The organism is Streptomyces sp. NPDC107575 (assembly GCF_055657265.1).
In genome coordinates, this window is sequence record NZ_JBVKBG010000008.1 from 1 (window position 1) to 21,958 (window position 21,958).

Below are 21,958 nucleotides of genomic sequence, written 5' to 3' on the forward strand. Positions count from 1 at the left end.
AGGCGGGCGGTGGGGGCGTAGAAGCCGGTGACCTGGTAGCCCCACGAGCCGCCGAAGGGGTGCTCGGCCACGGGCAGGAACTCGACGTGCGTGAAGCCCAAGTCGGCTACGTAGGCGGGGAGTTGTTCGGCGAGTTGGCGGTAGGTGAGGCCGGGGCGCCAGGACGCAAGGTGCACCTCGTACACCGAGAACGGGGACGCGTGGGCGGGCCGGGCGGCGCGCTGCTCCAGCCAGGCCGCGTCACCCCACGTGTGGTGGGAGGCGTGGATCATCGAGGAGTTGGCCGGGGGCTCCTCGGTGCGGGTGGCGAGCGGGTCGGCGCGCATCGTCTTGCTGCCGTCGGGCCGGGTGATCTCGAACTTGTAGAGCTCGCCCTCGCCGATGTCCGGCACGAACAGCTCCCACACGCCGGACGAGCCGAGGGAGCGCATGCTGTGGGCCGCGCCGTCCCAGTAGTTGAACGTGCCGACGACGCGGATGCCCCGGGCGTTGGGCGCCCACACCGTGAAGCGGGTGCCCTGGACGCCCTGGTGTTCCATGGGGTGGGCGCCGAGTGCGTCCCAGAGCCGCTCGTGCCGGCCCTCGGCCATCAGGTGCAGGTCGAGTTCGCCGAGGGAGGGGAGGAGGGCGTAGGAGTCCGCGATGCGCTGGGTCGTGTCGGCGTACGTGATCTCCAGTTCGTACGTGGGCGGGATCTCGCGGAGTTGCAGCAGGGCGGTGAAGAACCCGTCGCCGTCGTCGTGGAGTTCGGCGTGCAGGCCCTCCGGGGTGGTGACGGCCACGTGCCGGGCGTAGGGGCGCCAGGTGCGGAAGGCGATGCCGCCGTGGGCGGCGTGCGCGCCGAGCACTCCGTGGGGGTCGTGGTGGGTCGCGGCGAGGAGCCGGTCGCGGTCGTCCGGGGGGACGGGGGCCGGGGTGGTGGTCGGGCGGCGGGTCACGGTGGGGGCCTCCTTGGGCGCCTTCGTGTGTGCGTGCCGGTCTTGTGTGGTGCGGTGCCGTGCTTGGAAGTCGCCCCCTCCTCCCCTTCCCGTCCCGTCTCCTGGGGGCTGCGCCCCCAGACCCCCAAAAGATTGCGCTCACGCGGCGGAGCCGCATATCGACACAGCCCCGCGCCCCTGAAAGACCTAGCTGCCCGCCAGGCGTTTCAGTGCCGCCAAGGGGACCTGGAGCCAGTCCGGCCTGTGGCGGGCCTCGTACAGGGCCTCGTAGACGGCCTTGTCCGTTTCGTAGGCGCGCAGGAGGACCGGGGCCGTGCGGGGGTCGGTGCCCGTCACCTCCGCGTAGCCGTCGCAGAACGCGGCGCGGCAGGAGAGCGACCAGTCGCTCTGCGGGGAGGCGTAGTCGAAGGAGCGGAGCATGCCGGCGATGTCCCGGTGGACGGGGTGCGGCAGGCGGCGCTCCGCGAGGGGGCGGGTCGGCTCGCCCTCGAAGTCGATCAGCTTCCAGGTGCCGGACGGCTCGCGCAGGCACTGGCCCAGGTGCAGGTCGCCGTGGACCCGCTGGGCCTGCCAGGTGCGGCCCTCCGCGCCGAGCTGGGCGAGCGCGTCGAAGGCGGAGCGCAGGCTGTCCACGTAGGGGAGCAGGGGCGGGACCTGCCCGGCCGTCGTCTCCAGGCGGTGCGTCATCGACTCGGCGAGCTGGTCGATGTGGGCGCGTGTGTACGTGACCGTGGGCAGCGCGCGGGCCAGGGACGTGTGCACCTCGGCGGTGGCGCGGCCGATGTCGCGGGCCTGTGCCGTGAAGTCCTGCTGGTTGGTGACGTGCTTGAGGGCGAGGTCCCAGCCGTCGGCCGCGCCTCTCAGGAAGGGCTGCAGGAGGCCGAGCGTCGCGGGCTGCTGCCCGGGCTGCGTCCCGGCCGTCTCGAACCAGGCGACGGGCGCCGGCACCCGGTCGCAGCCCTCGCGGGCCAGGGCCAGCGGGAGTTCCAGGTCGGGGTTGAGGCCGGGGACGACCCGGCGGAAGAGCTTGGCGATGAGCGTGTCGCCGTACACGACCGAGGAGTTGGACTGTTCCGCCGTCAGGGGGCGGGGTGCGAGGTCGCGCGGGACCTCGCCGTGCGGGCCGCGGTGGAAGCGGAGGGCGCCGAGCGCGCCGGGTATTCGGAGCCGCTCCAGGAGGACGGCGCTGTGCCGCGGGTCCTGGAGCGCCTCGTACGCGGTGCGGCCCGCCAGCGGCCCGTGCGTGATGTGGCCGATCACGGCGGGCGCGAGGTGCGGCGCCGCGGCCTCGGCGGTGCCGATGAGCAGCTGGTAGCGGTCGCCGGGCCCCTCCTCGTCGGCCGGTGGCTGGTGGGCGCGGACGAGGAGGTGCAACAGGGCGGCGTCCGGCAGCAGTTCGGTGACGGAGTCCAGGGTGAAGCCGGTGACGGGGCGGCCCTTGCCCGCGAACCAGCGCTGGCGCGGCAGCCATTCGCGCAGCAAGGGGTCGAGCGACATGAGTAACTCGGATTCTCCGGCCGTCGGGGCGGCGGCCCGGGTTGCGGCTTCCGACATGGCGTCGCGTCCTTTCCCGGATATGCGTGGAGAGTGCCCAGGTATGTCGTCGTCAGTCCTTGCGGAGGCGGAACCAGTAGAAGCCGTGTCCCGCGAGGGTCAGCAGGTACGGGAGTTCGCCGATCGCCGGGAAGCGCACCCCGCCGATCAGCTCGACCGGGTGCCGGCCGTTGAACGACTGGAGGTCCAGCTCGGTGGGCTGGGCGAAGCGGGAGAAGTTGTGCACGCACAGCACCAGGTCGTCCTTGAACTCCCGCAGGAACGCAAGGACCGCCGGGTTGGAGGAGGGCAGTTCGGTGTACGAGCCGAGGCCGAACGCCGGGTTCTGCTTGCGGATCTCGATCATCCGGCGGGTCCAGTGCAGCAGCGAGGACGGCGACGACATCGACGCCTCGACGTTGGTGACCTGGTAGCCGTAGACCGGGTCCATGATCGTGGGCAGGAACAGGCGGCCGGGATCCGAGGACGAGAAGCCGGCGTTGCGGTCCGGGGTCCACTGCATGGGGGTGCGCACCGCGTCGCGGTCGCCGAGCCAGATGTTGTCGCCCATGCCGATCTCGTCGCCGTAGTACAGGATCGGCGTGCCCGGCAGGGAGAGCAGCAGCGCGGTGAACAGTTCGATCTGGTTGCGGTCGTTGTCCAGGAGCGGGGCCAGGCGGCGGCGGATGCCGATGTTGGCGCGCATCCGCGGGTCCTTGGCGTACTCCGCGTACATGTAGTCGCGCTCTTCGTCGGTGACCATCTCCAGGGTCAGCTCGTCGTGGTTGCGCAGGAAGATGCCCCACTGGCAGCCTGCCGGGATGGGCGGGGTCTTGGCGAGGATCTCGGAGACCGGGTAGCGCGACTCGCGGCGCACCGCCATGAAGATCCGCGGCATCACCGGGAAGTGGAACGCCATGTGACACTCGTCGCCGCCGGACGCACTGTCGCCGAAGTAGTCGACGACGTCCTCCGGCCACTGATTGGCCTCCGCGAGCAGCACGACGTCCGGGTACTGGGCGTCGATCTCTTTGCGGACCCGCTTGAGCATCTCGTGGGTGGCGGGGAGGTTCTCGCAGTTGGTGCCCTCCTCCGCGTACAGGTAGGGGACCGCGTCGAGACGGAACCCGTCGATGCCCAGATCGAGCCAGAACCGCAGGGCGGCGAGGATCTCCTCCTGCACCGCCGGGTTCTCGTAGTTGAGGTCCGGCTGGTGGGAGAAGAAGCGATGCCAGTAGTACTGCTGGCGCACCGGATCGAAGGTCCAGTTCGACGCCTCGGTGTCCACGAAGATGATCCGGGCGTCGGCGTACTGCTTGTCGTCGTCGGCCCACACGTAATAGTCGCCATACGGGCCCTCGGGATCCGAGCGGGACTCCTTGAACCACTCGTGCTGATCACTCGTGTGGTTCATGACGAAATCGATGATCACGCGCATGCCGCGCTGATGCGCCGCGTCCACGAACTCCACGAAGTCGGCCAGATCACCGAACTCGGGGAGCACCGAGGTGTAGTCCGAGACGTCGTAACCGCCGTCCCTGAGGGGCGACTTGAAGAACGGCGGGAGCCAGAGGCAGTCGACGCCCAGCCACTGGAGGTAGTCCAGCTTCGCCGTGATGCCCTTGAGGTCTCCGACGCCGTCGCCGTTGCTGTCCTGGAAGGAGCGGACCAGGACCTCGTAGAAGACCGCGCGCTTGAACCAATCCGGGTCCCGGTCCTTCGCAGGGGTGTCCTCGAAGGTGTCCGGGACGGGCTCATTCATCATCATGGTGTGGGTGACCCTCCGAATCCCATGTCCCGAATGCTCCTGAGAATTCATCGCGGCGTGGCCGGTGGCGTCAGGACGAGGATGTGCGCGGGCGTGCGGCCCGGCTCTAGGCGCACATAGTTCGTCCTGCCCCAGTGGTACGTGTCGCCGGTGAGTTCGTCGCGCACCGGCACGGACGCGTGCCAGTCGAGGCCCAGGTGCGGCATGTCCAACGACACCGTGGCCTCCTGGGTGTGGTGCGGATCGAGGTTCACGACGACCAATACCGTGTTCGAGCCCTGTGCGGATGCGGTGGTTTTGGAGTACACGAGCACCGCGTCCTGGTCGGCATGGTGGAAGTGCACATCCCGCAGCGTGCGCAGGGCCGGATTACGGCGCCGGATCGCGTTCAGCGCGGTGATCAACGGGGCGATCGTGCGGCCCTCCCGCTCGGCCGACTCCCAGTCCCGCACCACCAGTTGATACTTCTCCGAGTCCAGATACTCCTCGCTCCCGGCGCGCAGCGGGGTGTTCTCGCACAGCTCGTACCCGCTGTAGACACCCCAGGTGGGCGAGAGCGTCGCCGCAAGCACCGCGCGCAGCTCGAAGGCCGGACGGCCGCCGTCCTGCAGGAACTCGTGCAGGATGTCCGGGGTGTTCACGAACAGGTTCGGCCGCATGTAGGCGGCCGCCTCGCCGCTCAACTCGGCGGCGTACTCGGCCAGTTCGCGCTTCGAATTGCGCCAGGTGAAGTACGTGTACGACTGCTGGAAGCCGACCGCGGCCAGCGTGTGCATCATCGCGGGACGGGTGAACGCCTCCGCCAGGAAGATCACGTCCGGGTCGCTGCCGTTGATGTCGGCGATCACCTTCTCCCAGAACACGACCGGCTTGGTGTGCGGATTGTCGACCCGGAAGATCCGCACCCCGTGCCCCATCCACAGCCGCAGGATCCGCGTCGTCTCCGCGATCAGCCCCGGCAGGTCCCGGTCGAAGGCGAGGGGATAGATGTCCTGGTACTTCTTCGGCGGATTCTCCGCGTACGCGATGCTGCCGTCCGGCCGGTGATGAAACCAGTCCGGATGCTTGTCCACCCACGGATGATCCGGCGAACACTGCAACGCGAAGTCCAGAGCCACCTCCATGCCCGACTCCCGGGCACGCGCCACGAAGGCGTCGAAGTCCTCGAAGGTCCCCAGGTCCGGATGGATCGCGTCGTGGCCGCCCTCGTGCGAACCGATCGCCCAGGGCACCCCCACGTCGTACGGGCCCGGCGACAGCGAGTTGTTGGGACCCTTGCGGAACGTCGTCCCGATCGGGTGGATCGGCGGCAGGTACACCACGTCGAAGCCCATCGCCGCGATCTCCGGCAGCCGCCTCGCGGCCGTACGGAACGTGCCGCTCACCGGCGGCTTCCCCGGCTCGACCACCGCCCCCTCGGAGCGCGGGAAGAACTCGTACCAGGACCCGAACAAGGCCCGTTCCCGCTCCACCAGGAGAGGCAACTTGCCGCTGCGTGTGACCAGTTCGCGGAGTGGGTGGCGGGCGAGGACGCGGCTCACGTCGGGGGCGAGCGCGGCGGCCAGTCGGGCGGGGGCCGGGCGCGTGGTGTCGCGGAGCGCGGCGGCGGCCCGCACAATCGTTTCGCGCAGCGGAGCGGGGGCGCTCTTCGCGGCGCGTTCGTGCAGCAACGCGCCCTCCTCCAGGACGAGTTCGGTGTCGATGCCCGCCGGAATCTTGATCTTCGCCGTGTGCCGCCATGTGGCCACGGGGTCGCCCCACGCTTCGATCCGGTACGTCCAGTGGCCCGGCGCGTCCGGGGTGACCTCGGCGCCCCAGCGGTCGGTGCCGGGCGCCAGCTCGCGCATCGGTGTCCAGGGGCCGGGCTCGCCGTCGGGTCCGCGCAGCACGACGTTCGCGGCGACGGCGTCGTGCCCCTCGCGGAACACGGTGGCCGTCACCAGGAAGGTCTCGCCGACCACGGCCTTGGCGGGGCGCCGGCCGTGCTCGACGACCGGGCGGACGTCACGTATCGGGATGCGGCCCATGGTGGCGCGCGGTGTCGTGGGCGCAGTGCGCTTTGAGGGCATGACCGCTCCTGTCCGCGGGGGATCGGGGGTGCGGAGACGAGATTCGGGGAGGGGGTCGTGCGGTGCAGCCGTGCGGCGTACCGGTGGAGCCTTCCACGCTCCATCGGCGGGCAATCCGTGTCGTACCAACTACTCGTCACTACTGGCGCGTAAGGGAACACATAAGACCGGTCCCGCCGAAAACGACGGGACCGGATCATGAACTCACCTCCTCCTACGGGTTGTTGACCTGAAGCAGTTTGTTGGGCGAGCCGAGGCCCGCGCCCGTCACCTTGCCCGTCGCCGCCCGCTCGGCCAGCGCCTTGCTCACCTCGGCGGGCGAGGCCGCCGCGTGGTCGGCGAGGTACAGCGCGGCCGCGCCCGCGACGTGCGGCGAGGCCATCGACGTACCGGAGAAGGTGGCCTTCCCCGAGTCGCTCTTGTACGAAGCGGACGTGATGTCGACGCCGGGTGCGAACAGGTCGAGACGAGTACCCCAATTGGAGAAGCTCGCACGTGCGTCCTTCTTGTCGCTCGCGCCGACGGTGATCGCTTCCTTGACGCGGGCCGGTGAGTACAGCTCCGCGGGCATGCCGTCGTTGCCCGCGGCCACCGTGTAGGTGACGCCGGAGGCGATGGAGTTGCGTACGGCGGCGTCGAGTTGGGCGTTCGCGTAGCCTCCGAGGCTCAGGTTCGCCACGGCCGGCCGCTGGGCGTGCTTGGTCACCCAGTCGATGCCCGCGAGGACCTGCGCCGTCGTGCCGGAGCCCTCGTCGTCGAGCACCCGCACACCGACCACGTCGGCCTGCTTGGCGACGCCGTACGTCTCGCCCGCGACGGTCCCGGCGACATGGGTGCCGTGCCCGTTGCCGTCCTGGGCGGTCGAGTCGTTGTCGACGAAGTCCCAGCCGCTCGTGGCCCGACCGCCGAAGTCGCGGTGGGTGGCGCGGATGCCGGTGTCGATGACGTAGACGTGCACTCCGGCACCCGCGGACTCGGGCCAGGTGTACGACTTGTCGAGCGGCAGATCCTTCTGGTCGATGCGGTCCAGGCCCCACGAGGGCGGGTTCTTCTGCGTGTGCTCCATGGTGACCCGGGAGTCCTGGACGACCGAGGCGACGTTCCCGTCGGCCGCGAGCCGCTCGGCCTGTCCCTCGCCTAGCGTCACCGCGTAGCCGTTGAGCGCCTTGCTGTAGGTGTGGCGGATTTTCGCCCCGTACTTCTCCGCGAGGCCCTTGCCCGCCTCGGACGGGGCCTTCGTGTCCCCCTTCAATGTCACTATGTAGCTGCCCGCTATCGAGCCGGGCTCCCCGGCGCCGAATATCCGTCCCTGCGCGGGGGCGGCGTCCGCGGGCAGCGTGATGGCCGAAAGCACCGCGACCGTGGCGACCGCGGTGAGCCCGCCGGCCCAGCGCGTCCGTCGCTTTCGCGTCACTCGCACGGTCCCTGCCATGGGTGAGTTCCCCTCCTCAACTCGGCGCGGTCTCACGCCAGTTGGCAGCCTCTCGTGCGGTGTGAAGCACCACAAGGAGGTACGAGGTGGCGGAATCGGCCATATCGGTCGTGGGGGTTGTGCGGTGGAGTTGCGGCGTTTTTCGGACGCGCCATGGGGCTTTCGGTCGTCCGCGGGGCGCGCGCAATTGTCTGGCGCGGCGCACGGCGACGTCCGATGATGAAGCCGTGTCGATCATTCACCGCACCACACTGAAGCCCACCAAGCTCGAACTCCTCGCCGACTGGCTGCCGAAGCAGCCCTGGTACCGGGGCTCCGGGACCCCGGAGCTGACCAAGGCCGGCGGGTTCCGGCTCGATGACCCGGCCGGCGAGGTCGGCCTCGAGTTCATGGCCGCGACGGACACCTCCGGCCCCGAGCCGGTGACGTACCACGTGCCGATGGCCTACCGCGGGGCCCCGCTGGAGGGCGCCGCGGACGACGCGCTCATCGGCACCGTCGAGCACGGCGTCCTCGGGAGGCGCTGGGTGTACGACGGGGCCGAGGACCCGCTCCTCGTACGGGAGTTGACCGCGCTGCTGAAGGGCGAGGCGCCCGCGCACGCGCAGAGCGTCGACGGGGAGCTCGACCCGACCGTGCGGGCGCACGTCACCGGCGACGCCGTGCGCCCCGAGATCGTGCGCGTCCTGGAGGCCGGGGTGAAGGCGCCGGACGACGCGGTCGGCGAGGTGTCCGCCGAGTGGGCCGCGGAGGACGGGCGGCGGGTCCGTGGGGTTTTCGTGGTGGTCCGCGTCGGCTGACGACCTCTGGGCGTTGCGTGCCTCTGGGTGATCATGAAATCTGGCATCGTGGGCAGGTCGCCGATGACCTACGGCGACGACTTCCTGCACCGACGTCCGAATGGTTTGGATGTGGTTTTTTGATCTGGGGGGCAACACGCATGACAGCGACCCGACGTCCGCGACGGCTTGCACGCATCTTCACGGGAGCGGCCCTCACGGTGGGCGCGCTGCTCGGCGCCGCGGCCGCACCGGCCGCGGCCTACGACCCCAACCCCGACGCGGCGGTCACCTACCGGCAGGCCGCGGGCGGCAGCCTCGGCGCCGACGTGGCGCTGACGCAGCACGGTTCCCGCCTCGGTGAGGTGGAGTTCCAGCCGGAGACGCAGCAACTGCGGGTGTACGACACCCGCAACGACGACGACACGTTCTACGTGCACGTCTCCTCCACCACGAACGGTGTCACGCACAACCTGGGCACGTACGCCGCGCCCGGCAGCGAGGCCCCCGTGGACTACCTCGTGAGGGACCTCCACCTGACGAAGGGCACCCCCGTCGACATCGAGGTGTACGACGACGCGGCACTCACCGACTACATCGGCGGGGCGCGCGGCACCGGGGCGGCCATCGCCTGACGAGAGCCCCCAGGGGCATCCGCGTACGGCGGTCCGGGCGCACGCAGCGCGTGCCCGGGCCGCCGTACGCGTTCCGGCGCCCTGCCTCGCGCCGTGGCCCGCGGCGCGGGAGGGCGGCTACCGTCGGGAGGCGACTCCGGCATCCGACGCGCAACCGCAGAGGTGAGCACGTGAAGGCCATCCGCCGATTCACCGTCCGCCCGGTCCTGCCCGAACCCCTCGCCCCGCTGCACGATCTGGCGCGCAATCTGCGCTGGTCCTGGCACGCCGGGACCCGTGACCTGTTCGCCGCCGTGGACCCCGGCCGCTGGGCCGCGTCCGGCGGCGACCCGCTGCGGCTGCTCGGCAGCGTCCCGCCCGAGCGGCTCACCCGGCTCGCGGGGGACGAGGACTTCCTCGCGAGGCTGAGCGAGATCGCCGACGATCTGCGCGGCTATCTGCACGACGACCGCTGGTACCAGGAGCGGGCCCGGCAGTCGGGGCTCCCCGCGGGCATCGCCTACTTCTCGCCGGAGTTCGGCATCACGGCCGCGCTGCCGCAGTACTCGGGCGGCCTCGGCATCCTCGCGGGCGACCACCTCAAGGCCGCGAGCGACCTGGGGGTTCCGCTGATCGGCGTAGGGCTCCTCTACCGGCACGGCTACTTCCGGCAGTCGCTGTCGCGGGACGGCTGGCAGCAGGAGACGTATCCGGTCACCGATCCGAACGAGCTGCCGCTGAACCTGCTGCGGGAGGCCGACGGCACGGCCGTGCACCTCGCGCTCGCCCTGCCCGGCGGGCGGCGGCTGCTCGCGCGGGTGTGGCAGGCGCAGGTCGGCCGAGTGCCGCTGCTGCTGCTCGACTCCGACGTCGAGGAGAACGACGCCCACGAACGGGACGTGACCGACCGGCTCTACGGCGGCGGCAGCGAGCATCGGCTGTTGCAGGAGATGCTGCTCGGCATCGGAGGGGTGCGTGCCGTGCGCGCGTACTGCCGGCTCACCGGACACCCGGCCCCCGAGGTCTTCCACACCAACGAGGGCCACGCGGGCTTCCTCGGCGTGGAGCGAATCGCCGAACTCGCCGAGGAGGGAACGGACTTCGACGCCGCGCTCGAAGCCGTGCGGGCGGGCGCCGTGTTCACGACGCACACCCCCGTCCCCGCCGGCATCGACCGCTTCGACCGGGAGCTCGTCGCCCGCCACTTCGGCGCGGCGGCCGAGCTGCCGGGCCTCGACGTGCAGCGGATCCTCGGCCTCGGCATGGAGACGTACGCGGGCGGCGACCCGAACGTCTTCAACATGGCGGTGATGGGGCTGCGGCTCGCCCAGCGCGCCAACGGCGTCTCCACGCTGCACGGCTCCGTCAGCCGCGACATGTTCGCCGGGCTCTGGCCGGGATTCGACGTCGAGGAGGTGCCGATCGCGTCCGTGACCAACGGTGTGCACGCGCCCACCTGGGTCGCGCCCGAGGTGTACCGGCTCGGCGCGCGCCAGATCGGGGAGCGGCGCACCGAGGACGCCCTGTCGGTCGGCGGCTCCGACCGCTGGGACGCCGTGGGCGAGATACCCGACCGGGACATCTGGGAGCTGCGCGGCGAACTGCGGCGGGGGCTCGTCGACGAGGTGCGCGAGCGGCTCGCCGCGTCCTGGCGCCAGCGCGGCGCGGGGGCGGCCGAACTCGGCTGGATCGACGGCGTGTTGGACCCGGACGTGCTCACCATCGGCTTCGCGCGCCGCGTCCCCTCGTACAAGCGGCTCACGCTGATGCTGCGCGATCCGGACCGGTTGATGCGGCTGCTGCTGGACGAGGAGCGTCCGGTGCAGATCGTCGTCGCGGGCAAGGCGCACCCGGCGGACGACGGCGGCAAGCGGCTCGTGCAGGAGCTGGTGCGGTTCACCGACGACCCGCGGGTGCGGCACCGGATCGTCTTCCTGCCCGATTACGGGATGGCGATGGCGCAGAAGCTCTATCCCGGCTGTGACGTGTGGCTGAACAATCCGCTGCGCCCGCTGGAGGCCTGCGGCACGAGCGGCATGAAGGCGGCCCTCAACGGCTGCCTCAACCTGTCCGTCCTGGACGGCTGGTGGGACGAGTGGTTCGCGCCCGACTACGGCTGGGCCATCCCCACGGCCGACGGGACGGCCACGGACGAGCACCGGCGCGACGACCTGGAGGCGGCCGCGCTGTACGACCTGCTGGAGCGCCGGGTGACGCCGCGCTTCTACGAGCGGGGCCCCGAGGGGCTGCCCGACCGCTGGATCGAGATGGTCCGCCGGACCCTCACCCACCTCGGGCCGAAGCTCCTCGCGGGGCGCATGGTCCGTGAGTACGTGGACCAGCTGTACGCACCGGCCGCGGGGTCCGCGCGCGCCCTCACCCCGGACGCCGCCCGGGACCTCGCGGCGTGGAAGGCGAGGGTCCGCGCCGCCTGGCCGCGGATCACCGTCGACCATGTGGAGGCGTCGGCCGGTGGCGCCGAGCTGGGTGCCACGCTCGGGCTCCATGTCCGGGTCGCGCTCGGCGAGTTGGGCCCCGACGACGTCGAGGTGCAGGCCGTCGCGGGCCGCGTCGACACCGAGGACCGGATCACCGAGCCGACGACGGTGCCGCTGAAGCCGGTCGGCGGTCCGGACGGCGAGGGGCGCTGGGCGTACGAGGGGCCGCTGGCCCTGGACCGGAGCGGGCCGTACGGGTACACCGTCCGCGTACTGCCCGCGCATCCGCTGCTCGCGTCGGTGGCGGAGACGGGGCTCGTGGTGCTGCCGACGGAGGCGACGCAGGAAGGAGCCGGGGTCCTGATGCGCTGACCCCGGCTCCGACGGCTGGTGCTTTACGGGAACGTCAGCTTGAAGCTGTTGATGTAGCCCGTGTCCTGCGCGCCGAGGTCCTGGACCTTCAGCTTCCAGGTGCCGTTCGCGGTCTCGGCCGAGGCGTTGACCGTGTACGTCGTCTGGATGTTCGGCGTCGGGTCGTACGTCGAGCTGTGCAGGCGGTACGTTCTGCCGCTCGGGCCGACCAGGTCCACCTGGAGGTCACCGCTCCACGTGTGCACGATGTCGACGCCGACCTTCAGCGTGGACGGGGCCGCGCCGCTGATGCCGGTGACCGGGACGGACGAGGTGACGGCCGCACCCGGGTAGTCGGGGATGTTCACGTTGGTGTCGTTGGTGAACGTCTTGCCGGTGCCCGGGTCGCCGCCGCCGGAGCGGGCGCCGACGTTGACGCCGGCCCACGCGTCCTGGACCGCCTTGTACTCGGCGGACGTCGTGCCGTACAGCTCACCGGCGGCCGCGAGGGTGCCGGTGCGGGCGCCCGCGTAGTTCGTCGTCGACGTGAACTTCGTGGAGAGCGCCTTGAACCAGATCAGCGCCGCCTTGTCGCGGCCTATGCCCGTGACCGGGAGGCCGTCCGAGGTCGGCGAGTTGTAGGTGACGCCGTTGATCGTCTTCGTTCCGCTGCCCTCGCTGAGCAGGTAGAAGAAGTGGTTCGCCGGGCCCGAGGAGTAGTGCACGTCGACGTTGCCGATGCCCGAGTACCAGGCGTCCTTGGACGCGCCGTCCTTGCTCGGCTTGTCCATGTAGCGCAGCGGCGTGCCGTCGCCATTGATGTTGATCTTCTCGCCGATGAGGTAGTCGCCCACGTCGGACGAGTTGTTGGCGTAGAACTCCACGGTCGAGCCGAAGATGTCGGACGTCGCCTCGTTCAGGCCGCCGGACTCGCCGGAGTAGTTGAGGCCCGCGGTGTTCGACGTGACGCCGTGCGTCATCTCGTGCGCGGCCACGTCGATGGACGTCAGCGGGTGGGTGTTGCTGGTGCCGTCGCCGTACGTCATGCAGAAGCAGCTGTCGTCCCAGAACGCGTTGACGTACGCGTTGCCGTAGTGGACCCGGCTGTACGCGCCGACGCCGTCGCCGCGGATGCCGCTCCTGCCCTGCACGTTCTTGTAGTAGTCCCAGGTCAGCGCGGCGCCGTAGTGGGCGTCGGCGGCGGCCGTCTCGGTGTTGGAGGCGGAGCCGTTGCCCCACACGTCGTCGGCGCCGGAGTAGAGGGTGCCGGTGCCGGACGTGCCGCGGTTCAGGTTGTACGTCTTGTGGGCGCCGCGGGTCGTGTCGTTCAGCGTGTACGAGGAACCGGACTGCGCGGTGCCGAGGGTGACGGTGCCGCTGTACTGGGTGTTGCCCGTGCCGGTCTCGATGGCCTGCCACTCGTGGAGCTTCTTGCCGGTGGTGGCGTCGGTGATGACGTGCAGCTGGTTCGGGGTGCCGTCGTGCTGCAGGCCGCCGACGACCGTCTCGTACGCGAGGGTGGGCTGCCCCTTCGTCGCGCCCTGGCCGAGCCAGACGACCTTGCGGGGCGCCTTGTCGGCCTCGGTCTTCTTCGAGCCGTCGGCCTTCGCGAGGGTGAGGGCCTGGGTCTCGGCCTTCGCCGGTTTCAGCGTGGCGGTGGTGTCGACGTTCTTGAGCTCGGCCTTGGCGGCCTTGGTGACGCTCTTCTCGGCGCCGGACTTCGTGGCCTCGACGATCAGGTCGCCGCCGAGCACCGGGAGGCCGTCGTAGGTGCGCTCGTAGCGGGTGTGGGTGGTGCCGTCCTTGTCCTGGAGGACGTCCCGTACGACGAGCTTCTCCTGCTTGCCGAGGCCGAGGTCCTTCGCGGTGGCGGCCTTTCCGGCGTTCGCCTCGCGGATCAGCTCGGCGCGCTTGGCGGGGGAGAGCTTCGCGGGGAGAGAGCCCGGGTCGGCGCCGGACGCGTCCGCTGTGGCGGGGAGGGACTGGAGGGTGACCGCCATCAGGGCGGCGACGGTGCCGGCGGCGATTGCCGTGGCCCGGCGTCTGGGGGAGCCGGATCTGTGGGAGGTTCGGTTCTTGCGCAACGCTGAACTCCTTCTGCGTGGCCGCGAGTTGGGTGTGCGGCCAGTGGGGAACGGGCGGCGGGTGGCCGTCCGGGCAGAGCGCAATTGCGGAGTGGTGCGGTTGGGAGAGTGGCACCACGCGCTGCCGCGTGTCAGGAGCCCGTCAACAGGTTGGCCGGAAATCGTTCGTTGTCCGGTGTGCGTGGTTCGTTAGCCGGTGACGTGGTTGCGGTCGCGGGGCGCTGCCCCGGGCCCCGCTGCTCAATCGCCGCAGGGGCTGTAAAAGATCGGGGCTCTGCCCCGGACCCCGCGCCTCAATCGCCGGCGGGGCTTGAAGGGGCCGAGCTCAGCCGATCACGCTGTCGCGCCACGCTCGGTGGAGGGTGGCGAACTCGCCTGTTGCGGCGATGAGTTCGGACGGGGGGCCGTCCTCGACCACCTTGCCCGCTGCCATGACCAGCACCCTGTCCGCGATCTCCACCGTCGACAGGCGGTGCGCGATGACGACCGCCGTGCGGCCGCGCAGTACCGTCCGCATGGCCCGCTGCACCGCCCGCTCCCCGGGGATGTCGAGCGAGCTGGTCGCCTCGTCGAGGATCAGGACCGCCGGGTCGGCGAGGAGGGCGCGGGCGAAGGCGACCAGTTGGCGCTGGCCGGCCGAGATCCGGCCACCCCGCTTGCGGACGTCCGTGTCGTAGCCGTCGGGGAGCGCCGCGATGAAGTCGTGGGCGCCGATGGCCTTCGCGGCCTGTTCGATCTCCGCGCGGGTCGCCTCGGGGCGGCCGATCGCGATGTTCTCGGCGACCGTGCCGGAGAAGAGGAACGCCTCCTGGGTCACCATGACGACCCCGCGGCGCAGCTCCGCGTTGGACAGGTCGCGCAGGTCCACACCGTCGAGCAGGACCTCGCCGTGCGACGGGTCGTAGAAGCGGGCGAGGAGCTTGGCCAGGGTGGACTTGCCGGCTCCGGTGGAGCCGACCACCGCCACCGTCTGGCCGGCCGGCAGCGTCAGGTCGAAGCGGGGGAGGACCTCGCCGCCCGTGCGGTAGCCGAAGGAGACCGACCTGAACTCGACCTCGCGGCCCGGCAGTTCGCTCTCCCGGGCGGGCAGCGGGCGCGGCGTGGCCGATTCCGGTACCGAGGGGGTCTGCACGAGCAGGCCCGCGATCTTCTTGAGGGACGCGGCCGCGCTCTCGTACGCGTTGAGGAACATCGCCAGGCGGTCGATCGGGTCGTACAGGCGGCGGATGTAGAGCACCGCGGCCGCCAGGACGCCGAGTTCGAGCGTGCCGCCCGCGACCCGGTACGCGCCCCACAGCACCATGCCCGCCACCGCCGTGTTCGCGAGCAGCCGGGAGCCGACGACGTAGCGCGCCATCTCCAGCATCGCCGTGCCATTGGACCGCTCGTGCCGGTGGTTGAGCCGCGCGAAGTGCTCGTCGTTGGCGCGTTCGCGGCGGAAGGCGCGTACCGGCCGGATCCCGTTCATCGTCTCGACGAACTTCACGATGACCGCGGCGATCGCCGAGGAGCGCTCCGCGTACGCCCGCGCCGCCCGCTGCCGGTACAGCCGGATCAGGACGTAGAGCGGCCCGAAGGACAGGGCCGCCACCGCCCCGATGCCGAGGTCCAGCCAGAGCAGCATCGCCGTGATGTAGACCGAGCCCACGATGACGTTGACCAGTTCCTGGAGGCCCTCGCTGAGCAGTTCGCGCAGCGCCTCGACGTCCGTGGTGGCCCGCGAGATGACCCGGCCCGAGGTGTACCGGTCGTGGAAGTCGACGCTCAGCGCCTGCGCGTGCCGGAAGATGCGTCCGCGCAGGTCGAGCAGCACGTTCTGGCTGACGCGGGCCGAGCAGCGGATGTACGCGTACACGAACGCCGCCGAGCCGACCGCGCACAGCAGGAAGCCCCCGCCGACGACGATCAGCGGCCCATAGTCGTGCGCCCGGAACGCGGGGACCGCGCTGTCGATGGCGTACGCGACGATCAGCGGCCCCGACTGCACGGCGGCCTGTTGCAGGAGCAGCGCGAGGACCGTGAGGGCCACCATGCGGCGGTGCGGCGCGAGCAGCGAGCGCAGCAGCCCGCCCGTCGCACCCTGGGGCGTCGGCAGGTCGTCCTGGTCGAAGAGGTCGCCGGGGGAGTGCGGCCGGATGTCCTCGGGCTGCCGGGGGTCGCCCTGTGCGCCCGTCCTGTCGTCCGGCTTCGCGGTCGTCGTCATACGCGCTCCGTCTCCGTCTTCGCGTCCGTCTCCCCGGGGTGCTCGCCCGACATGAGATGTCTGTACTCGGCGTTCGTGCGCAGCAGTTCGTGGTGGGTGCCCACCGCCGTGATCCGGCCCTCGGACAGCAGCGCCACCCGGTCGGCGAGCAGGACCGTGGACGGCCGGTGCGCGACCACGAGGGCCGTGCTGTCCGCGAGGACGCGCCGCAGCGCCGCCTCCACGGCCGCCTCCGTGTGCACGTCGAGCGCGGACAGCGGGTCGTCCAGGACGAGGAAGCGGGGCGTGCCCACGACCGAGCGGGCCAGGGCGAGGCGCTGGCGCTGGCCGCCGGACAGGCTCAGGCCCTGCTCGCCGACCTCCGTGTCGACGCCGTCGGGAAGCCGGTGCACGAACTCGGCCTGTGCGACGCCGAGCGCCTGCTCCAGGTCCGCGGCCCCCGTGTCCTCGGAGGCTCCCATCAGGACATTCTCGGCGACCGATGCGGAGAACAAGGTGGGCTCCTCGAACGCCACGGACACCAGCTCGCGCAGCTCGGCGCGCGGCATCGCGGTGATGTCCCGGCCGTCGAGCGTGATGCGGCCCTCCGTCACGTCGTAGAGCCGGGGCACGAGCGCGGTGAGCGTGGTCTTGCCGCTGCCGGTCGCGCCGACGAGCGCCAAGGTCTCGCCCGAGCGGATGTGCAGGTCGACGTGCGTCAGCGTGGGGGTGGAGTCCTCGGCGGCGTCGGGGTAGCGGAAGGCGACGCGTTCGAAGCGCAGGCCGTCATCGGTCTCGCCCTGTGGCGCCGGGGACGGGAGCGGGGTTGCGGGCGCGGGGCTCTGCCCCGGACCCCGCTGGCTCTCGTACACAAGGCGGGCTTGATTCGCCTCCGGGTCCGCGTCCAGCACCTCGAAGTACCGCCGCGTCGCCGTTGCCGCCTCCTGGCTCATGGCCAGCAGGAAGCCGATGGACTCGATCGGCCAGCGCAGCGCCAGCGCCGTGGACAGGAACGCGACGAGCGTGCCCGCCGACAGCGAGCCGTCGGACACCTGGACCGTGCCGATCACCAGCGCCGCGCCGAGCGCCACCTCGGGAAGGAGCGTGATCACCGTGAGGATCCCGGCGAGGAGGCGCGCCTTGAGCAGTTCCGTGCCGCGCACCGTGCGCGCCAGGTCGCGGAAGGCGCGGGCCTGGCTGCGGTGCCGGCCGAAGCCCTTGATGACGCGGATGCCGAGGACCGATTCCTCGACGACCGTCGTCAGATCGCCGACCTGGTCCTGCGCGCGGCGCGAGGCGTGCGCGTACCCGCCCTCGAACTTGTAGCAGAACGCGATCAGCGGGACGGCAGGGGCGAGCAGGACGAGGCCGAGCCCCCAGTCCTGGACGATCAGCACGGTGAGCCCGGCCAGGATCGTCACGCCGTTGACGATCAGGAACGTCAGCGGGAAGGCGAGGAACATCCGCAGCACCATCAGGTCCGTCGTGCCGCGCGAGAGCAACTGGCCCGAGGCCCACCGGTCGTGGAAGGAGACCGGGAGCCGCTGCAGATGCCGGTAGAGATCCGCGCGCAACGCCGCCTCCACCCCGGCCAGCGGTCGCGCCACGAGCCATCTGCGCAGGCCGAACAGGAGCGCCTCCGCGATGCCGAGCCCGAGCAGCACCCCGGCGCCCAGCCACACCCCGCCCGGATCGCGCTCGGTCACCGGGCCGTCCACGATCCACTTCAGGACCAGCGGGAAGACCAGCGCCAGACACGACGCGAGCACCGCCACGAACGCCGCGCCCGCCCACCTCGCGCGCACCGGACGCACGTACGGCCACAGCCGCAACAGCGTCCGCACGGCGGAGAGTTGGCCGGTCGTCTCTGTGGTGGCACGTGTCGTCTTCGGCATCAGGAGCGAGCCTACGGATTGCCACTGACAACGCCCACCGAGTTTCGGCCCGGCACCCGCGAGGCCCCAGCACTTGCGACGCCCCGGGAGTCGTACCCGCCATCAACCGATCGGCTGATGCGTGCTCGAGCGCGATGGCCGATGCCCCGGCAGGGCCCCCGCGGCGAGTCTTGATGCCATGACCACCACCACTGCACCGCTCATCGAGGTCGCCGGGCTGCGCAAGACGTACGCCGGGCGGGCCGTCGTCGACGGGGTGTCCTTCACCGTCGGCGAGGGCGAGATCTTCGGGATCCTCGGGCCGAACGGCGCGGGCAAGACCACGACCGTCGAGTGCGTCGAGGGGCTGCGCGCGGCCGACGAGGGGCACATCCGGGTCGCGGGGCTCGATCCCGTGCGCGACCACGCACAGGTCACCGGGATCCTCGGCGCGCAGCTCCAGGAGAGCGAGATCCAGCCGAAGCTGACCGTGAAGGAGGCCCTTGAGCTGTATTCCGCCTTCTATCCCGCGCCCCTCGACTGGCGGCCGCTCGCCGACCGGCTGCGGCTCACCGACAAGCTCGGCACCCGGTTCGCGAAGCTCAGCGGCGGCCAGAAGCAGCGCCTGTTCATCGCGCTCGCCCTCGTCGGCAACCCCCGCGTCGTCGTCCTCGACGAGCTGACCACCGGGCTCGACCCGCGCTCGCGCCGCGACACCTGGGAGCTCATCGAGGAGGTGCGCGACAGCGGCGTCACCGTCCTCCTCGTCACGCACTTCATGGAGGAGGCGCAGCGGCTCTGCGACCGGATCGCCGTGATCGACAAGGGCCGCGTCGCCGCGCTCGACACCCCGGCAGGTCTCATCCGGCAGGCCGCGGGCGCCACCGTCATCTCGTTCACCCCGTCCGCGCCGCTCGACGAGCGCGAACTCGCCGCGCTGCCGGGCCTCGCCTCCACGGAGCACAAGGACGGCCGGGTGACCCTGACCGGCGGCGAGGACACCGTGAACGCCGTCCTCACGCTGCTCGCCCGGCACCGCGTCACCGCCCACCAACTCCGCGTGTCCGACGCCACCTTGGACGACGCGTTCCTCGACCTGACGGGAGCCGGACAGTCATGACCACCGCCACCGCGCCCAGCAGCACCGCCGTCGCCCCCGCCGAGCGGGCCGCCGTCAACCGGGCCGTTCTCAAGGCCGAGTTCACGCTCTTCCGGCGCGAGGCCGGCAGCCTGCTCGGGATCCTGCTGTTCCCCGTCGCCCTGCTCGTGATCCTCGGCTCCATCCCGTCCTTCCGGGAGACCGACGCCGGGCTCGGCGGCATCCGCCTCGTCGACGCCTACGTGCCCGTCACCGTGCTGCTCGGCATGATCGCTGGCGGCATCCAGTCGATGCCGCCGATCATCACCGGCTACCGCGAGCGCGGCATCCTGCGCCGGATGTCGACCACGCCGGTGCGGCCGACGGCCGTCCTCGGCGCGCAGATGGGCATCCACGGCGTCGCCGTCCTCGTCTCCGTCGCCGTCTGCCTCGCCGTCGGCCGGATCGCCTTCGATGTGGCGCTGCCGCGACAGCTCGGGGGCTATCTGCTCGCGCTCGTCCTGTCCGTCGTCGTCTCCCTCGCCCTCGGCGCGCTGATCGCCTCCCGGGCCCGTACGACCAAGATCTCCAACGCGATCGGCTCGGTCGTCTTCTTCCCCGCGATGTTCTGCGCGGGCGTCTGGCTGCCGGTGCAGGCGATGCCGGACACGCTGGCCCGGATCGTCGAGCTGACGCCGTTCGGCGCCGCCGCGCAGGCCCTGAACCAGGCCGCTGCGGGCGACTGGCCCGCCTGGTCGCACCTGCTCGTGCTCGCCCTGTGGGCCGCGGGCCTGACCGGCGCGGCCGCGCGCTGGTTCCGCTGGGAATGACCGGGGAGGCGGGCGTGGTCGCGCAGACTGGGGGCATGGACGAGCGGGACCCACAGGACGGACGGGCGGCGGGCGGCTCGCTCGGCGAGGCCGTCGCGGACGTCGAGCGGCGGTGGCGGGAGTTCCACCGCTACTCGCCGTACGCGCTGCTCGGCGTCAGCGTGCTGCTCTCGGTGCCGACGAACGCCCCCTTCGGAGTGACACGGCCCGGCTGGTACGCGATGGCGGGCCTGGTCGTCGCGGCGGCGGTCCTGGAGGGCGCCGCGGTGCGGGCCCGGCTCGCCGCGAAGGGGCCCTCGGTCACCGGGTCGGTCTACTACGGGCTGCGCTGGGCGCTCGCCTTCGGCCTCGCGTGGATCAACCCGCTCTTCGCGTTCTACGCCGCCATCGGCTATTTCGGCGCCGACCGCTTCCTGCTGCCCAGGCTGATCAAGCCGGGGCTCGCGGCGTCCGCCGTGATCCTCGCGGGTTCGCAGTCCGGCGGGCTCCCGCCGAAGAACGCGGCGCAGTGGGGGCTGTTCGGCGCGCTCTACGCCATCAACATGGCGCTGGTCGCGGCCATGATCCACCTCGACTCCAAGGAGCGGGACCGCACCGAGGCCCAGGTCGCGACCATCGCCGAGCTGGAGCGCACCAACAAGGCGCTCCAGGACGCGCTCGACGAGAACGCCGCCCTGCACTCCCAACTGCTCGTCCAGGCGCGGGAGGCAGGCATCTCCGACGAGCGGCGCAGGCTCGCCGCCGAGATCCACGACACCATCGCCCAGGGCCTGACCGGGATCATCGCCCAGCTCCAGGTCGTCGCGGGCACCGACGACCGGGACCTGGCCCGCGAGCACCTCGACCGGGCCGCCGACCTCGCCCGGCACAGCCTCGGCGAGGCCCGCCGCTCCGTGCACAACCTGGCGCCCGCCGCCCTGGACGACGCGACGCTCGCCGAGGCCCTCAAGAAGACCGTCGCCGACTGGTCGGCCCGCACCGGCGTCCGCGCCGACTTCACCCTCACCGGCACCGCCGAGCCGCTGCACGAGGAGATCGAGGCGAGCCTGCTGCGGATCGCCGAGGAGGCGCTGTCGAACGCCGCCCGGCACGCCGCCGCCACCCGCGTCGGCGTCACCCTCTCCTTCATGGCGGGCCAGGTCACCCTCGACGTGCGCGACGACGGCCGCGGCTTCGACCCCCTCGCCGTCCCCGCCCGCTCCGGCAGCGGCGGCTTCGGCCTCGACGGCATGCGGGCCCGCGCCGAGCGCCTCGCGGGCGGCGTCACCGTCGAGTCGGAGGAGGGCGGCGGCACCGCGATCTCCGCTCACGTACCTTTGGTGCGCCATGACCAGTGACTCCGCGCCTCCCGCCATCAGCCTGCTGATCGTCGACGACCACCCCGTCGTACGGGACGGTCTGCGCGGCATGTTCGAGTCGACCACCGGCTTCACGGTCCTCGGCGAGGCTGCGAACGGGGTGGAGGCCGTCGCCCGCGCCGCCGCCCTCGACCCGGACGTCGTCCTCATGGACCTCCGGATGCCGGGCGGCAACGGCGTCGACGCGATCCGCGAGCTGGCCAGGCAGGGCGTGCGCGCCCGCGTCCTGGTCCTCACCACGTACGACACGGACTCCGACACGCTGCCCGCGATCGAGGCGGGCGCCACCGGCTACCTCCTCAAGGACGCCCCGCGCGAGGAGCTCTTCACGGCGGTACGGGCCGCGGCCGAGGGCCGCACCGTCCTGTCGCCGGCGGTCGCGTCCCGCCTGGTCACGGCCGTGCGCACGCCCGCGCCCGCCGTGGACGAGACGCTCTCGGCCCGCGAGCGCGAGGTCCTGGTCCTGGTCGCGAAGGGCACATCGAACAAGGAGATCGCCCGCGAGCTGTTCATCAGCGAGGCCACGGTCAAGACCCATCTCACCCACATCTACGGCAAGTTGGGCGTGAAGGACCGCGCGGCGGCGGTCGCGGTGGCGTACGACCGCAAGATCCTCGGCTGAGGCCCGGA

The 21,958-nt window shown here is 71.5% G+C and carries 15 protein-coding genes; 7 read left to right on the forward strand and 8 right to left on the reverse strand.

Annotation, left to right across the window (positions count from 1 at the left end):
* The 5 genes from ACZ7L4_RS34790 to ACZ7L4_RS34810 form a co-directional block, all read right to left on the reverse strand.
* Window positions 1–938, reverse strand: a 938-nt coding sequence (locus ACZ7L4_RS34790) for a GlgB N-terminal domain-containing protein (RefSeq protein ID WP_472108840.1), incomplete at its 3' end; no start/stop codon positions are given.
* Between the two features lie 186 nt (window positions 939–1,124).
* On the reverse strand, window positions 1,125–2,492 hold the full coding sequence (locus tag ACZ7L4_RS34795) for a maltokinase N-terminal cap-like domain-containing protein (protein WP_472108841.1): 1,368 nt from the start codon (window positions 2,490–2,492) through the stop codon (window positions 1,125–1,127).
* A gap of 52 nt (window positions 2,493–2,544) precedes the next feature.
* Window positions 2,545–4,239, reverse strand: coding sequence for a maltose alpha-D-glucosyltransferase (gene treS, locus ACZ7L4_RS34800; protein WP_472108843.1), 1,695 nt, complete (start codon window positions 4,237–4,239; stop codon window positions 2,545–2,547).
* A 47-nt stretch (window positions 4,240–4,286) separates the two neighbouring features.
* Window positions 4,287–6,308, reverse strand: a complete 2,022-nt coding sequence (locus ACZ7L4_RS34805; RefSeq protein WP_472108844.1) for an alpha-1,4-glucan--maltose-1-phosphate maltosyltransferase — start codon at window positions 6,306–6,308, stop codon at window positions 4,287–4,289.
* A gap of 214 nt (window positions 6,309–6,522) precedes the next feature.
* Window positions 6,523–7,740: a S8 family peptidase gene (locus ACZ7L4_RS34810; RefSeq protein ID WP_472108846.1), complete on the reverse strand. Its 1,218-nt coding sequence runs from the start codon at window positions 7,738–7,740 to the stop codon at window positions 6,523–6,525.
* A gap of 227 nt (window positions 7,741–7,967) precedes the next feature.
* Between ACZ7L4_RS34810 and ACZ7L4_RS34815 the strand changes: the two genes are divergently transcribed.
* From ACZ7L4_RS34815 to glgP, 3 genes are all read left to right on the forward strand, one after another.
* On the forward strand, window positions 7,968–8,540 hold the full coding sequence (locus ACZ7L4_RS34815; RefSeq protein ID WP_472108847.1) for a maltokinase N-terminal cap-like domain-containing protein: 573 nt from the start codon (window positions 7,968–7,970) through the stop codon (window positions 8,538–8,540).
* Between the two features lie 140 nt (window positions 8,541–8,680).
* On the forward strand, window positions 8,681–9,154 hold the full coding sequence (locus tag ACZ7L4_RS34820; RefSeq protein ID WP_472108849.1) for a hypothetical protein: 474 nt from the start codon (window positions 8,681–8,683) through the stop codon (window positions 9,152–9,154).
* Between the two features lie 170 nt (window positions 9,155–9,324).
* On the forward strand, window positions 9,325–11,943 hold the full coding sequence (gene glgP, locus ACZ7L4_RS34825) for an alpha-glucan family phosphorylase (protein WP_472108851.1): 2,619 nt from the start codon (window positions 9,325–9,327) through the stop codon (window positions 11,941–11,943).
* 23 nt (window positions 11,944–11,966) lie between these two features.
* Here glgP and ACZ7L4_RS34830 read toward each other — a convergent pair whose 3' ends face one another.
* The 3 genes from ACZ7L4_RS34830 to ACZ7L4_RS34840 form a co-directional block, all read right to left on the reverse strand.
* Window positions 11,967–14,006, reverse strand: coding sequence for a M4 family metallopeptidase (locus ACZ7L4_RS34830; protein WP_472108852.1), 2,040 nt, complete (start codon window positions 14,004–14,006; stop codon window positions 11,967–11,969).
* A gap of 325 nt (window positions 14,007–14,331) precedes the next feature.
* Window positions 14,332–16,209, reverse strand: coding sequence for an ABC transporter ATP-binding protein (locus tag ACZ7L4_RS34835; RefSeq protein ID WP_472108854.1), 1,878 nt, complete (start codon window positions 16,207–16,209; stop codon window positions 14,332–14,334).
* Window positions 16,206–18,083, reverse strand: a complete 1,878-nt coding sequence (locus tag ACZ7L4_RS34840) for an ABC transporter ATP-binding protein (RefSeq protein ID WP_472108856.1) — start codon at window positions 18,081–18,083, stop codon at window positions 16,206–16,208. Before ACZ7L4_RS34840 ends, ACZ7L4_RS34835 begins: the two co-directional genes overlap by 4 nt.
* A 178-nt stretch (window positions 18,084–18,261) precedes the next feature.
* Between ACZ7L4_RS34840 and ACZ7L4_RS34845 the strand changes: the two genes are divergently transcribed.
* The 4 genes from ACZ7L4_RS34845 to ACZ7L4_RS34860 are packed head-to-tail and all read left to right on the forward strand — an operon-like array spanning window position 18,262 to window position 21,950.
* Window positions 18,262–19,182, forward strand: coding sequence for an ABC transporter ATP-binding protein (locus ACZ7L4_RS34845; RefSeq protein WP_472108858.1), 921 nt, complete (start codon window positions 18,262–18,264; stop codon window positions 19,180–19,182).
* Window positions 19,179–19,970 (forward strand): ABC transporter permease, encoded by a 792-nt coding sequence (locus ACZ7L4_RS34850; RefSeq protein WP_472108860.1) that lies wholly within the window; start codon window positions 19,179–19,181, stop codon window positions 19,968–19,970. The genes ACZ7L4_RS34845 and ACZ7L4_RS34850 overlap by 4 nt, the downstream gene beginning before the upstream one ends.
* Window positions 19,971–20,005: 35 nt before the next feature.
* The gene (locus tag ACZ7L4_RS34855) at window positions 20,006–21,307 is read left to right on the forward strand and encodes a sensor histidine kinase (RefSeq protein ID WP_472108862.1); all 1,302 of its coding nucleotides are present in this window, start codon (window positions 20,006–20,008) and stop codon (window positions 21,305–21,307) included.
* Window positions 21,297–21,950 (forward strand): response regulator, encoded by a 654-nt coding sequence (locus ACZ7L4_RS34860; protein ID WP_472108864.1) that lies wholly within the window; start codon window positions 21,297–21,299, stop codon window positions 21,948–21,950. The genes ACZ7L4_RS34855 and ACZ7L4_RS34860 overlap by 11 nt, the downstream gene beginning before the upstream one ends.
* Window positions 21,951–21,958: the final 8 nt, after the last annotated feature.

Excerpts from the sequence above, each read along its gene's own strand:
- ACZ7L4_RS34795 (WP_472108841.1), bottom strand. The coding sequence starts at position 2,492 with ATGTCGGAAGCCGCAACCCGGGCCGCCGCCCCGACGGCCGGAGAATCC.
- treS (WP_472108843.1), bottom strand. The coding sequence starts at position 4,239 with ATGATGATGAATGAGCCCGTCCCGGACACCTTCGAGGACACCCCTGCG.
- ACZ7L4_RS34805 (WP_472108844.1), bottom strand. The coding sequence starts at position 6,308 with ATGCCCTCAAAGCGCACTGCGCCCACGACACCGCGCGCCACCATGGGC.
- ACZ7L4_RS34810 (WP_472108846.1), bottom strand. The coding sequence starts at position 7,740 with ATGGCAGGGACCGTGCGAGTGACGCGAAAGCGACGGACGCGCTGGGCC.
- ACZ7L4_RS34820 (WP_472108849.1), top strand. The coding sequence starts at position 8,681 with ATGACAGCGACCCGACGTCCGCGACGGCTTGCACGCATCTTCACGGGA.
- ACZ7L4_RS34835 (WP_472108854.1), bottom strand. The coding sequence starts at position 16,209 with ATGACGACGACCGCGAAGCCGGACGACAGGACGGGCGCACAGGGCGAC.
- ACZ7L4_RS34840 (WP_472108856.1), bottom strand. The coding sequence starts at position 18,083 with ATGCCGAAGACGACACGTGCCACCACAGAGACGACCGGCCAACTCTCC.
- ACZ7L4_RS34845 (WP_472108858.1), top strand. The coding sequence starts at position 18,262 with ATGACCACCACCACTGCACCGCTCATCGAGGTCGCCGGGCTGCGCAAG.
- ACZ7L4_RS34850 (WP_472108860.1), top strand. The coding sequence starts at position 19,179 with ATGACCACCGCCACCGCGCCCAGCAGCACCGCCGTCGCCCCCGCCGAG.
- ACZ7L4_RS34855 (WP_472108862.1), top strand. The coding sequence starts at position 20,006 with ATGGACGAGCGGGACCCACAGGACGGACGGGCGGCGGGCGGCTCGCTC.
- ACZ7L4_RS34860 (WP_472108864.1), top strand. The coding sequence starts at position 21,297 with ATGACCAGTGACTCCGCGCCTCCCGCCATCAGCCTGCTGATCGTCGAC.